Origin of the sequence: Photobacterium kasasachensis (assembly GCF_050336885.1) — a bacterium.
GTDB classification, from domain to species: Bacteria; Pseudomonadota; Gammaproteobacteria; order Enterobacterales; family Vibrionaceae; genus Photobacterium; species Photobacterium kasasachensis.
Genome location: NZ_JAKJSH010000024.1, coordinates 76,921 through 90,070, shown reverse-complemented (window position 1 = coordinate 90,070; position 13,150 = coordinate 76,921). Strand labels below are relative to the sequence as shown.

General features: G+C 49.6%; 14 protein-coding genes and 1 rRNA gene. 5 read left to right on the top strand and 10 right to left on the bottom strand.

Going from position 1 to position 13,150, the window contains the following annotated elements; genetic code table 11:
* From L4D19_RS25695 to L4D19_RS25675, 5 genes are all read right to left on the bottom strand, one after another.
* A 16S ribosomal RNA gene (locus L4D19_RS25695) occupies positions 1-224 on the bottom strand; the annotation flags it as partial.
* Between the two features lie 387 nt (positions 225-611).
* On the bottom strand, positions 612-995 hold the full coding sequence (locus tag L4D19_RS25690; protein WP_428454791.1) for a prepilin-type N-terminal cleavage/methylation domain-containing protein: 384 nt from the start codon (positions 993-995) through the stop codon (positions 612-614).
* A complete protein-coding gene (locus L4D19_RS25685) occupies positions 988-2,397 on the bottom strand; it encodes a hypothetical protein (RefSeq protein WP_428454790.1) in 1,410 nt (469 codons plus the stop codon). Before L4D19_RS25685 ends, L4D19_RS25690 begins: the two co-directional genes overlap by 8 nt.
* Positions 2,398-2,406: 9 nt before the next feature.
* Positions 2,407-3,021, bottom strand: a complete 615-nt coding sequence (locus L4D19_RS25680; RefSeq protein WP_428454789.1) for a PilW family protein — start codon at positions 3,019-3,021, stop codon at positions 2,407-2,409.
* On the bottom strand, positions 3,008-3,541 hold the full coding sequence (locus tag L4D19_RS25675; protein WP_428454788.1) for a GspH/FimT family pseudopilin: 534 nt from the start codon (positions 3,539-3,541) through the stop codon (positions 3,008-3,010). Before L4D19_RS25675 ends, L4D19_RS25680 begins: the two co-directional genes overlap by 14 nt.
* A 105-nt stretch (positions 3,542-3,646) precedes the next feature.
* Here L4D19_RS25675 and L4D19_RS25670 point away from each other — a divergent pair, with 105 nt between their 5' ends.
* Positions 3,647-4,042: a type IV pilin protein gene (locus L4D19_RS25670; protein ID WP_428454787.1), complete on the top strand. Its 396-nt coding sequence runs from the start codon at positions 3,647-3,649 to the stop codon at positions 4,040-4,042.
* A gap of 82 nt (positions 4,043-4,124) precedes the next feature.
* Here L4D19_RS25670 and dnaJ read toward each other — a convergent pair whose 3' ends face one another.
* From dnaJ to grpE, 3 genes are all read right to left on the bottom strand, one after another.
* On the bottom strand, positions 4,125-5,270 hold the full coding sequence (gene dnaJ, locus L4D19_RS25665) for a molecular chaperone DnaJ (RefSeq protein WP_075762451.1): 1,146 nt from the start codon (positions 5,268-5,270) through the stop codon (positions 4,125-4,127).
* Between the two features lie 88 nt (positions 5,271-5,358).
* Complete coding sequence (dnaK, locus tag L4D19_RS25660; RefSeq protein WP_160649712.1) at positions 5,359-7,287, bottom strand: molecular chaperone DnaK; 1,929 nt, start codon at positions 7,285-7,287, stop codon at positions 5,359-5,361.
* A 214-nt stretch (positions 7,288-7,501) separates the two neighbouring features.
* Positions 7,502-8,122, bottom strand: coding sequence for a nucleotide exchange factor GrpE (grpE, locus tag L4D19_RS25655; RefSeq protein ID WP_160649710.1), 621 nt, complete (start codon positions 8,120-8,122; stop codon positions 7,502-7,504).
* A 195-nt stretch (positions 8,123-8,317) separates the two neighbouring features.
* On the opposite strand from grpE, the gene nadK reads away from it, so the two are divergent.
* From nadK to bamE, 3 genes are all read left to right on the top strand, one after another.
* A complete protein-coding gene (nadK, locus tag L4D19_RS25650) occupies positions 8,318-9,199 on the top strand; it encodes an NAD(+) kinase (RefSeq protein ID WP_075762454.1) in 882 nt (293 codons plus the stop codon).
* Between the two features lie 175 nt (positions 9,200-9,374).
* Positions 9,375-11,042 (top strand): DNA repair protein RecN, encoded by a 1,668-nt coding sequence (gene recN / locus L4D19_RS25645; RefSeq protein ID WP_428454786.1) that lies wholly within the window; start codon positions 9,375-9,377, stop codon positions 11,040-11,042.
* A gap of 170 nt (positions 11,043-11,212) precedes the next feature.
* A complete protein-coding gene (gene bamE, locus L4D19_RS25640; protein ID WP_075762456.1) occupies positions 11,213-11,569 on the top strand; it encodes an outer membrane protein assembly factor BamE in 357 nt (118 codons plus the stop codon).
* Positions 11,570-11,650: 81 nt separating this feature from the next.
* Here the strand turns inward: bamE and L4D19_RS25635 are convergent, their stop codons facing one another.
* Entirely contained in the window at positions 11,651-11,989 is a 339-nt protein-coding gene (locus L4D19_RS25635; protein WP_428454785.1) for an RnfH family protein, read from the bottom strand.
* Positions 11,979-12,413, bottom strand: a complete 435-nt coding sequence (locus L4D19_RS25630; protein WP_075762458.1) for an SRPBCC family protein — start codon at positions 12,411-12,413, stop codon at positions 11,979-11,981. The genes L4D19_RS25635 and L4D19_RS25630 overlap by 11 nt, the downstream gene beginning before the upstream one ends.
* Positions 12,414-12,638: 225 nt before the next feature.
* Here L4D19_RS25630 and smpB point away from each other — a divergent pair, with 225 nt between their 5' ends.
* Positions 12,639-13,121 carry an SsrA-binding protein SmpB gene (gene smpB, locus L4D19_RS25625; protein WP_428454793.1) on the top strand — a complete coding sequence of 161 codons (483 nt, stop codon included), beginning with the start codon at positions 12,639-12,641 and terminating at the stop codon, positions 13,119-13,121.
* Positions 13,122-13,150: the final 29 nt, after the last annotated feature.

Sequence of the window (13,150 nt, the reverse complement as noted above, 5' to 3'; positions counted from 1 at the left end):
GCCCGAAGGTCCCCCTCTTTGGCCCGTAGGCATTATGCGGTATTAGCTATCGTTTCCAATAGTTATCCCCCACACTAAGGCATATTCCCAGGCATTACTCACCCGTCCGCCGCTCGCCGCCCATAATTTCCACCGAAGCTTCTATCATGTCGCTGCCGCTCGACTTGCATGTGTTAGGCCTGCCGCCAGCGTTCAATCTGAGCCATGATCAAACTCTTCAATTAAAGTTTTGTTGTTACCGAAGTAACGGCTCAATGAATACTGTTAATTCATTACCGAAGTAATGAATGAATTGACTGTGCTCTTATTGGTTTTCACTTTTGAAAAAGTAAAACAAAACAGCTCAAGGCTGTACCAACTTGAATTGGTCACTCAGTTCACTGATAAATCTTTTTGACTAATCATTTCACGAGTGCCCACACAGATTGCATGGTCAAATTGTTAAAGAACGTTGTTATCTCGACTTTCTAACGAGTAGTTTGTCGTGACAACGGAAGCGAATTATAGGGAGATATTTGGAAGAGGCAATAGTTTTTTTAAGAAAAAACACCAAGCGAACAAAGTTTATACAGCGACCCTGTTTTTTGTATAAATCAGAGACAAGACTCGATCTAATTAAACTTGGTTCGCATCGTTGATAATGCCAAGCTTTGCTTTTCATCCCGCCTATCAGACCATGTCACTGTAGTCTGCAATTGCTTCGCATCACCTGACATTACTGATTTATATGTCCGCACCCAATCATAAGTCCCTTCGGCACGGCTAATAGTGCCGCCGGCACCAGAGATAGAGGCAAAACTCAGGCTCTGAACATACTGCATGTCATTTTCAGCTATCTGCAAGGCAACCAACCCCATCTGTACATACTCACTTTTACGCTCAAGGAAAGTTTGCATTTTAACCAAACCAAGAGTCGCGATAGCCACGACAGACATGGCAACGACAACTTCCACCAGCGAAAAACCGTAATCCCTTCTTTGCAGATGACTAATCACGCCAGGTTCCTTCTTTCCATTTAACGGCGCTGCCACCGGGTGTCGCGCCTCCCCCCGGAGAGATAATACCTTGCCACTTGCTAATATCGTATTCAGCCCAGAGCGAGCCAAACACTTCAAAAACTAAATCAGGCATATCCACTGCCAGCCCACCAAACGCATAAAGGGCGCCGTGAGTATAGAAGGCTTTATTTTTATAAGCCGCACTATGAGCAGAACTCGAGCAAAATCCCGCCTTCTCACAAGAGGTAACCATATCAGCCGTCATCACGCTATCCGCTCGATCTCCAGTTTTAAACTGATAGACCAATCCTGAAATACCCACCTGCCCTGCCGAATAAATAATGCCGTCGCGTACAACGATCATCACTTCCATGTCAGGCTTATTATCTGCTGGCGTATTCAAATCTATCGGCATCCCATCTGTTGCTGGTTTGTCACTACTCCCTAGATTACAACTGCCATCAATCCAGATACGTTTAGCTCCATTTTTATAAGCCTCATTAATTTTATCGGCACAGTTTTCAACCATCACACTGGTGTTATCCTTGTTAATGATGGCTGTCTGATTTCCCGTAAATTGTGAGTCCCGCACTTCTTTCCATTTATCTCTAGTCACCCCAAACAAGTCTTTGAACATATCCATTGCCGGGTCTTCATTAATATCGTTCGCCAGGTACTCCCCCTCTCTTGTCCCCACCATATTGAAGCTCTGATATCCGGGCGCACAGGAGAAGTTACCAAGCTTAGCGCTGTTATTTAGTGCCGCCAGATCGACGCTGGGGGGAACCTGACCTTCGCTATATCCATCATTGTCGCGAATAATCAACTTTGAGTTTGCAGTACTGTCGCTATGCACAAAGTTATGCTTATCCTTTACCACCATGGTAATGCACTCGTTTTTCCCATCCTTAGTATTTTTATTCGGGAGCAAGGCAAAATCGCCCGTCAGTCGAAGCATGGAGGAAGTCTTGAATATTCCGGGCATCACAGACTTCGTAGTCACTTCTATATTTTTGGAAATATTGCGCTTACCTCTTCCATTACTTTCTGATGCTTTACTTTCAAGGTTATACAGTGAGGGACTACCACTTACCTGACTTGCTGTGACTTGCAAATCAAGCCTCCCCCGCTCGCCAACGGGCAAGACCTCTTTTTCACAATCGCTATAACTTTGCAGAGGGGGAAGTACCCCGGTGTTTTGTTTATTCACGGCAAACGCACATTCCAGTCCTCCCTGCGCAGCCCAGTGAAGCTTCTTGGCCGCCAGGGTATTTTGAAAACGCTTGATAAGAAAAAGGCTGGTATCGGCGGATTCGAAGAATGCATAGCTGCCGATCAGCAACAAGAGGACAGCCACCATTAACGTTAAAAAGCCTGAAGTTCGGCTCACTCGCTTCATCCTTTTTCCTTAGTTCATCCGGTGAACTTTGAACGCCATTTGTTCATCATGGCCATCAAACTGCGACTGTGCTTGGATCACAACGTCATATAGCGGTGAAGCACTGCCGTCAAAAGTGAGAGCATTGACCTTCATACTCTTATTGTCTGTGATTGCTTCTCCCCAACGATCTCCCCCATTACCACAAGCCTCGATGACATTGGGTACACTTGCTGCGGCGACGGGAATAGCCTCCTCCAGGGTGTACAAACGTATAGCCTTGTCATCAGCAAAGTAAAACACAGTGGAATAGCGCACCTTCTCCACTCCCGAGTCGTCAAACTCATAAGCATAGGCAACGCACTGACCAGCCTCTAAGATCTCAAGCTCCGAAGCCGCGCCAGCCCACTTTACCTGCCCTTCTCGGGTACCTTCTATCGCATAACCGGCTCTTCGCATGTCATCAAGGATAAAACGTGAAACATCATAGAACTCGTGGATGAAATACGAACCGTCAGTAACCCGTACCGCCGTTTGGGTACCACTCAAAAAGGTCGAGACCATGAGGGATAAAGCCAGAATACCAATAGCCATGGCGACAAGGCTCTCAATCAGCGTCATCCCCTTGCAGTTAGCAGGACTCAAAGCCCGGTATTCCATTCTTGCTACACCGCCTTATTCGTGACTTTTTACTCACTATCACCTCAATCCTTTGATCCGCCTTCATACCATCGGTTTTCAACTCATAGGTCATTCCTTGGTTGACCATGCTTCGGGCTCCATCAAATGAACTGTAGTTTCTGTTACTGCTTATTAAAATCGAAGGGAACTGACCGCCATCAACCACGGCCAATACCTGTGTCCAGTCCGAGGCAGAACATCCACCGGGTGTAGCGGCATTTGATGTCATTACTACGCACCACCCGGAATTTGTCGACGAGCTCATATTGACATTGTGAACATAAATAGTCTGGTTGGTGCGAACAGCTTCGGTACGCGCCAAATGCAAATTGGTCGCCAACTGATTGGCCAAACGCCTGAGCTTGTAGTGCTCAAGCGTCGATGTAAAAGACGGCGCGGCCGTTGTCAGCAAGACGGTGATGACAGAGAGAGTTATCAGCAACTCCAATAGGGTAAAGCCTTGATGTGATACCCAACTTCGCATGCAATCACCTTGATTAACACCAATTTAATTGCATATAGATTATCACTCTAGAACAATAGCCTTACTTTATATCAATGAGTTAGCGATGCACTTCAGGAGATCGTGGTGAGCCAGATTCACAATTGCCAAAAAGGTATGACACTGATCGAATTATTAGTCGTGGTTGCCATTGTCGGGATTATCAGTGCGTTCGCCTACCCGGCCTATACCGATCATGTCACTAAAAGCTATCGAGAGGACGCCAAGGCCGGGCTCGTCCGGTTGCAGCTATGGATGGAAGAGCAATACAGCACCAACGGCAGTTATCCGGCAGCTGTCGATAACACCAGCTGCCCGGGCTGCAATCTCAATCTGAAGCGGTACGACTACGGTGCAACCTCAGGTGCCGGGGCCAATATCTACAAGTTATCGGCAACCCCCAAGAGTGATGATACGTGCGGGACGCTTTATTTAAACGCTGCCGGTGTGGGATCCGCATCAGGAAGCGGTAATTGCTGGTAAGAAAGATAGATAGAACACCGGTAAAATGCAGGCACAAAAAAGCCGACTTTACGTCGGCTTTTATTATGGCATTCGCCAGTGCTTAACCAGTCAGGTCGTCAAAGAACTTTTTCACGCCGTCGAAGAAACCTTCTGATTTAGGCTTATGCTTCTTTGCCGCAGAGCCACCCAGGGTCTCTTCCAGCTCTTGCAAAAGCTCCTTCTGGCGCGAGCTCAGGTTAACAGGTGTCTCAACCACAAGCTTACAGATCAGATCGCCAACCGTACCGCCACGCACCGATTTCACCCCTTTACCACGCATGCGGAACATACGGCCAGTCTGGGTTTCAGTAGGCACTTTCAGGTTAACGCGACCGTCTAGGGTCGGTACTTCAACCTCACCGCCCAGGGCTGCCATGGTAAAGCTCACAGGTACTTCGCAGTACAGGTTGCTACCATCACGCTCGAAGATATGGTGCTGGGCAACGTGAACCTGTACATACAGATCGCCTGCCGGTGCACCAAACTCGCCCGCTTCACCTTCACCGGATAGTCGGATACGGTCGCCCGTATCAACACCCGCCGGGATCTTCACAGACAGAGTCTTGGTTTCTTCCTTACGGCCCTGACCATGACAGGTGCCACAAGGCTCCTTGATGATCTTACCGCGACCGTGACAGTGCGGACACGTCTGCTGTACAGCAAAGAAGCCCTGGCGCATTTGCACCTGGCCCTGACCGTGACAGGTGCCACAGGTTGTCGCTGACGTACCTTTCTTGGCACCGGAACCGTCACAGGTATCACAGTGAACCAAGGTAGGAACACGGATCTCTTTGCTACAACCGCGAACGGCTTCTTCCAGTGTCAGCTCCATGTTGTAGCGCAGATCAGCACCGCGCTGGGCACGCTGCTGACCACCGCGACGGCCACCGCCGCCACCGAAGATATCGCCGAACACATCACCGAAAATATCGCCAAAGTCAGCGCCGCCGCCGAAGCCGCCACCGCCGCCCATACCACCCTGCTCAAACGCAGCATGGCCATACTGATCGTATGCCGCTTTCTTCTGAGGATCGGTCAGGATCTCATAGGCGGTTTTCACTTCTTTGAATTTTTCTGCAGCCTGCTCGTCACCCTGATTACGGTCGGGGTGAAACTTCATCGCAAGGCGTTTATAGGCCTTTTTAATATCACGTTCTGACGCGTCACGGCCAACGCCAAGAACCTCGTAAAAGTCACGTTTAGACATACTTAACTGTCACCTGCCTGAATACAGCTACGGGCGCAAGAGTATTCCTCCAACGCCCGCGCGAAAATAAGATTATGAATTAACTATCTTATTTTTTGTCGTCTTTAACTTCTTCGAACTCAGCGTCAACAACGTTGTCGTCTTGTTGAGCTTGCTGCTCGCCAGCTTCACCAGCACCAGCTTGTGCCTGCTGAGCTTGAGCCTGCTGCTGAGCAATTTCCATTAGCTTCTGAGAAGCTGCGATTAGCGCCTGAACTTTCGCGTCGATCGCTTCTTTATCTTCGCCTTTGCGTGCTTCTTCTAGTTCAGAAACAGCGGCTTCGATTTTCTCTTTCTCGTCAGCTGGAAGTGCTTCACCCGCTTCTTCGATCTGCTTGCGCGTACCGTGTACTAGCTGGTCAGCCTGGTTACGTGCAGTTACCAACTCTTCGAACTTCTTGTCCGCTTCTTTGTTAGCTTCTGCTTCTTGTACCATTTTCTCGATATCTTCATCGCTCAGGCCGCCAGAAGCTTGGATAGTGATCTTCTGCTCTTTACCTGTGCTCTTGTCTTTCGCAGACACGTGCAGGATACCGTCGGCATCAAGGTCGAAAGTAACTTCGATCTGAGGCATACCGCGAGGTGCTGCCTGGATACCTTCAAGGTTGAACTGACCAAGAGACTTGTTGTAGTTCGCCTGCTTACGCTCACCCTGTAGAACGTGGATAGTTACCGCGTTCTGGTTGTCTTCTGCCGTCGAGAATACCTGGTTCGCTTTTGTAGGAATCGTGGTGTTCTTCTCGATAAGCTTAGTCATTACGCCGCCCATGGTTTCGATACCAAGAGATAGTGGAGTAACGTCTAGCAGTAGAACGTCTTTCACGTCGCCCGCAAGAACACCGCCCTGAACAGCCGCACCAACCGCTACAGCTTCATCTGGGTTCACGTCTTTACGTGGTTCTTTACCGAAGAATTCAGATACTTTAGCCTGAACCATTGGCATACGAGTCTGGCCACCAACAAGGATAACGTCAGTGATATCGCCTACAGACAGGTCAGCATCAGCCAGAGCAACTTTTAGTGGCTCAAGAGAGCGCTGAACAAGATCTTCAACCAGAGACTCAAGCTTCGCACGAGTCACTTTGATGTTCATGTGCTTAGGACCTGTTGCATCAGCAGTCACGTAAGGTAGGTTTACGTCAGTTTGCTGTGCAGAAGACAGTTCGATTTTCGCTTTTTCAGCAGCTTCTTTAACACGCTGCATCGCAAGAGGATCGTTCTTAAGGTTGATGCCCTGCTCTTTGTTGAACTCTTCTACCAGGTAGTTGATCATGCGGTTATCGAAGTCTTCACCACCAAGGTGTGTGTCACCGTTGGTCGCAAGAACTTCAAACGTCTTCTCGCCTTCAACTTCATCGATTTCGATGATAGAGATATCGAAAGTACCACCACCAAGGTCGTAAACAGCGATAGTGCGGTCACCGCCTTTCTTATCAAGGCCGTAAGCCAGTGCAGCTGCTGTTGGTTCGTTGATGATACGCTTAACTTCAAGACCTGCGATACGGCCGGCATCTTTAGTTGCCTGACGCTGAGCATCGTTGAAGTAAGCAGGAACAGTAACAACTGCGCCAGTCACTTCTTCGCCCAGGAAGTCTTCTGCCGTTTTCTTCATCTTCTTAAGTACTTCAGCAGATACCTGAGGAGCAGCCATTTTCTGGCCTTTCGCTTCTACCCATGCATCGCCGTTGTCAGCCTTAACAATTTTGAAAGGCATAATTTCGATATCACGCTGAACTTCTTCGTCTTCAAAACGACGACCGATCAGACGCTTGATAGCGAATAGTGTGTTTTCAGGGTTAGTTACCGCCTGACGTTTAGCTGGCTGACCAACTAACGTTTCACCATCTTGGGTGTAAGCGATAACAGATGCCGTTGTACGCTCACCCTCTGCATTCTCAATTACACGTGGTTTTTCACCATCAAGTACTGCTACACAAGAGTTAGTTGTACCCAAGTCAATACCAATGATTTTACCCATCAGGCTTTCTCCGAAATTCGTTTAGTTCTACTAACCTGCCCGAAATCATATTGGGGCAGGCGGTGCGGACTCAGCCGCAGAAAATTGATTTACGATGTCGTATGACTACTAGATAAGGGCAGCCATTTTGTTTTCAAGGGCAACATCGAAAAAAAATTCAAAAAAATAAAAACCCGCCTCAAAACTGCGGGTTTTCCGATCCTAGCCGCTCAGCTTACGCCTGAGTATCAACGTTGCCCGCTGCAGCTTTAGATACCATTACCATTGCAGGGCGCACAACGCGGCCGTTTAGCTCGTAGCCTTTCTGCATAACCAGGATAACCGTGTTCGGCTCGTGCTCGGCACTTTCCTGGATAGACATCGCCTGATGGAACTCAGGGTTGAACGCTTCACCCATAGGGTCGATTTGCTTCAGGCCAAACTTCTCGACGGTATCCGTCATTGTCTTCAGCGTCAGCTCGACACCTTCAAGCATTGGCTTGATCGCTTCGTCGTTCTTATCCGACATTTCGATCGCACGTTCCATGTTATCGATAACCGGCAGCAGCTCTTCGGCAAACTTGTTCAGGGCAAACTTACGTGCCTTGTCAACTTCCTGCTCGGTACGACGACGCATGTTGTCGATATCAGCGCGAGCACGCAATACACTGTCTTGCTGCTCTTTCACTTTCGCTTCGCTGGTTAGCAGAGCCGCTTCAAGTTCAGCAATACGTGCTGCCTGAAGCTCTTCTGCAGTCATTTCTACTACTTGTTCCTCAGCAGATTCAGTTTCAGCTGCATTCACAGTGTCTTGCTGCAGCTGTTCGTCCTGTACTTTTTTCTCTTCGTTGCTCATGCGTTCGCTTCTCCGCCAAGATTTATTGTTCGTCAATGGAGTGGAAAAAACACACAGTTCCCACCCTTAAAAAACGGTCATGCGCATATTATGGGGATGAAGTTCAATGATTCAAGCCGAGATCGCTCACAAAGCGCGACAAGTGTCTAAACCTAGCGCTATACTGGCTCCACTATCATTTGTCGGATCAAGGACATGAAGCGCATTTTTCAGACAATCGCGTTAATTGGTAAGCCGAGAAACCCTGACGCCCTGCAAACCCACAAAAGTCTGTACGACTGGCTGAACAACAAAGGCTACGAAGTATTGGTCGATCACCGTCTGGCTAACGATCTGGACGTCCCGCAAGCCTCACTATGCGATTTGCTGACAATTGGCGACAAAGCCAACCTGGCCATCGTCGTCGGCGGTGACGGCAATATGCTCGGTGCCGCCCGGGTGCTTTCCCGCTTTGATGTGGCAGTGATCGGCGTCAACCGCGGCAACCTCGGCTTTCTGACCGACCTTGCCCCCGATGATTTCGACTCGGAGCTCGAAAAGGTACTGAACGGCGAATTCATCACCGAAAAACGCTTCTTGCTGGAAGCCGAAGTGCACCGTCACGGGCAAATCAAAAGCCGTAATGCCGCCCTGAACGAGGCCGTGCTGCATCCGGACAAGATTGCCCACATGATTGAGTTCGAAGTGTATATCGACGAGACCTTCGCCTTCTCTCAGCGCTCTGACGGGCTCATTATCTCGACCCCGACAGGTTCGACCGCCTATTCATTATCGGGTGGCGGCCCTATCCTGTCACCGAGCCTCAATGCCATTTCCCTGGTGCCGATGTTCCCGCACACGCTGTCTTGCCGACCGCTTGTAGTTGACGGCAACAGCCGGATCAAGCTGCTGGTTTCACCGACCAACGGCAGTACTCTCGAGGTCAGCTGTGACGGACAGGTTTCCCTGCCGGTCAGCCCCGGTGACGAGATCCTGATTTACCAGAGCCCGGACCACCTCAAGCTGATCCACCCGAAGAACTACAGCTACTACAACGTGCTGCGCGGAAAGCTGGGCTGGTCAAGCAAACTGTTCTGAGCCCCTTTCCCTTCTGAGCTAAGCCAGCCATTACGCTGGCTTTTTTGTGTTTGCAATTCATCACCTTAACTCGAATCACACTTTCTTGATAAAAAATTCATTCAGTATCTTTACTGTGTATAGATACAGTATATACTGTATGAAAAAACAGGTGTTGATTTAAACAGGTGAACACATGCTTGCACATATGACGATCTCCAACTTTGCTATTGTCAAAAACCTTGAATTTGAACTAAAGCCGGGAATGACCACCATTACCGGTGAAACAGGCGCAGGTAAATCTATTGCCATTGATGCGCTCGGCCTATGCTTGGGAGATCGGGCAGAAGCCAGCATGGTGCGACCAAATGAAGACAAAGCCGAGATTTCGGCCGCCTTTTCATTGCAAAACAACCAGGCAGCCCGTCGCTGGCTGGAAGACAATGAATTGGTCGACGGCGAGGAGTGCATCCTGCGCCGGGTGATCACCAAAGAAGGCCGCTCCCGTGGCTTTATCAACGGTAGCCCGGTTCCGGCCTCACAGCAGAAAGCCCTCGGCCAATTACTGATCAATATCCACGGTCAGCACGCCCACCAGCAGCTGATGCGTGCCGAGCACCAACAGCAAATGCTGGATCAATATGCCGGTCATCACCTGTTGATGGAAAAAACCCGCAAGGCCTACCAGATCTGGCGTCAGGCCAATAACGAGCTGAAGCGCCTGACCCAGAACCGGGAAGAAAACGAAGCGCAGAAACAGCTGATTCAGTATCAGGTCAAAGAGCTCAATGAACTGGCCCTTGGCGAAGACGAATTTGCCGAGATCGAAGAAGAGCACAAGCGCCTGTCGAACAGCGGCGAGCTGGCTGTTTCCAGCCAGACCGCACTTTCGGTACTGTATGACAACGACGAAGGCAACGCCCTGCAGCTGCTGCAAATGGCCAGCCAGCAAGTCATTACTCTTGGTGAGCTGGACAGCAACCTGAGCACCATTCCAGCCATGCTGGAAGAAGCCATTATCCAGGTTCAGGAAGCAAGCCAGGAGCTTCGCTGCTACCTAGACAATCTGGATATGGATCCGCAGCGCCTGATCTACCTTGAAGAGCGTCTGGCTAAAATCATGTCACTGGCGCGTAAGCACTACGTGATGCCCAACGAGCTATACCAGAAGCACCAGGATCTGCTGAAAGAGCTTGAAGAGCTGGACTGCAGTGACGAGCGTCTGGAAGAGATGGCCGAGCAGGTCGAGCTGCAACGCCAGAAATTCCTCGCCACGGCTGAAAAGCTCAGCAAGAGCCGCCAGCGCTACGCCAAAGAGCTCGACAAGAAGATTTCCAACAGCATGCACGAGCTGAGCATGGAGCACGGTATTTTCAAAATCGATATCCAGAGCGATGCCGAAGGGATGCTCAGCCCGCTGGGCTATGACAACATCACCTTCCTGGTCTCGACCAACCCCGGCCAGCCGCTGCAGCCATTGGGCAAAGTCGCCTCCGGTGGTGAGCTGTCGCGTATTTCCCTGGCGATTCAGGTGATCACCGCGCAGAAAGTCGAAACCCCGAGCCTGATTTTCGATGAAGTAGATGTCGGTATCAGCGGACCGACCGCCGCTATCGTAGGCAAGATGCTGCGTACACTGGGCGAATCTACCCAGGTAATGTGTGTGACTCACTTGCCGCAGGTTGCCGGTTGTGGCCACCAGCAGATGTTTGTTGCCAAGAAATCAACCAAAGGCCAGACCGAGACCAACATGTACCCGCTGGATGACAAAGCCCGGGTTTCCGAGTTGGCCCGACTGCTGGGCGGTAGCGAAATCACCGAAAGAACGCTCGCCAACGCAAAAGAATTGCTGTTTGCGGCCTGATATCAAACAGAATATTGTTCAGACCGGTATTATTGAAATAAACTTAAGCCGTGATGCAACTAATTAGCTAGCTCACAGTCTCAATTACAGTTTTTTTCTTAACCGCTTTTTTACTTCTGCCCAGAGCTTGTTTATCATCGCAGCAGTAAAAGCGAATTTGCCGGGATGCTATGAGTTGGAAAAACATTGCTGCACTAACGTTAGCAGTAAGCCTGTTAGGTGGTTGTTCAGTCGTTGAAAGGCTGGTTTATCGAATTGATATCAATCAGGGGAACTACCTTGATCAAAACGACATCAATACCCTGCGTTACGGTATGAACAAAGAACAGGTGAGCTATGTTCTGGGATCGCCAATGTTGGTAGAACCTGAATATCCAAATACCTGGTACTACGTCTACTACCACAAGCCGGGCCATGACGAAGCCATTCAGAAGAACCTGGTGCTCACCTTTGATGCCCAGAATAAACTCACTGGGCTGTCCGGTGACTATCAGTCGGGACCCAACTTTATGGATCCGATTAACTGATACCACTGAAATAAGTGATGACCACAAAAAAAGCTCGCAACTGCGAGCTTTTTTATTGTTTTCGGTATACAGAATAAGGCTTTATTCGGTCGCCTTAGCTTCTGCTGCCTTGGCGTCTAGCGCCTCCTGCTTTGCCTGTTCGGCACGCTTGCGGCGGATCTCTTTCGGATCGGCCAGTAACGGACGGTAGATTTCAATCCTATCGCCATCGTGCACCGTCGCATTGGGCTTCACATTACGACTGTAGACACCCACCTTGTTCTTCTTCAGGTCGATTTCCGGGTACATTTCCAGCACGCCGGACTGCTCGATAATCTCATGAACCTGGGTATCAGGGGTGATCGCCAGCTTGATCACACGCTGGGCCTGAGGCAGCGCATACACCACCTCGACATGGATCAGCTTTTCTTCAGAACTCATACACTTCTCTGGCTCGTTGGGTAAACGCATTCACCATATTATTGGTTAGATCGCGGAACACCTTGCCAAACGCCGCTTCTACCAACCCGTTGGTAAATTCAAAATCCAGTTTCAGCTCGACCTTGCATGCCTCGGCATCAAGCTCGGTAAAGTGCCAGCCGCCAACCAGACGCCGGAAAGGGCCTTCCACCAGCTGCATGTCAATTTTATTCACGCCAATCAGCTGATTGCGGGTGACAAAGGTTTTCTTGATTCCAGCCTTGGATACATCGACAGATGCCATCATATGCTCGTCAGAACTTTCTAATATCTTAGTGCCGGAACAGCCCGGCAAAAACGCAGGGTAAGACTCAACATCATTAACAAGTTCAAACATTTTCTGTGCACTAAAAGGAACCAGTGCAGAGCGGCTAATCTGAGGCATAGTTTCTCCTTTACCCATAACAAGTGCCTCAACTCTCAAGTATTTAGCGACTTAGCAGCCAAAACCTAGGAGAAGAGGTGGGGCAATGATACCATTACTCGGCTATTAGCCAAAATTCGTGCAAATCGTGCCTGAGACATTAGCCAATCAGGTCTGCGATTATGGCACTTCGACCTGCCGATAATCTCATCCGGCAGGGACTGCAAAAGAGTGAACAAAATATCTATGGCAAAGAAAAAACCAAGCAAGCCGGGTAGCAATACCATTGCGAAAAACAAATCGGCGCGTCATGAGTTTGCGATTGACGACGAGTACGAAGCCGGCCTGGAACTACAGGGCTGGGAAGTCAAAGCCATCCGCTCTGGCAAAGTAAACATTTCAGAGAGCTATGTCTTTCTACGTAACGGCGAAGCCTTCATTTCCGGGGTCACCATCACCCCGCTGAATGCTGCCTCTACCCACGTAGTGGCCGATCCGACCCGTACCCGCAAGCTCCTGCTTAAGCGCCGCGAGATTGACAAGCTGTTGGGCGCTGTCAACCGTGAAGGCCAGACTATTGTGGCACTTTCTATGTATTGGAAAGGTTCATGGGTTAAACTGAAGGTAGGTACAGCGCGCGGTAAGAAGCTTCATGACAAGCGTGCCGACTCCAAACAGAAAGACTGGCAGCGCGATAAGCAACGTATCATGAAGCAGAGTATGCGCTAAAAAGTGATGGCCTTGCTTGCTAAGTGGTG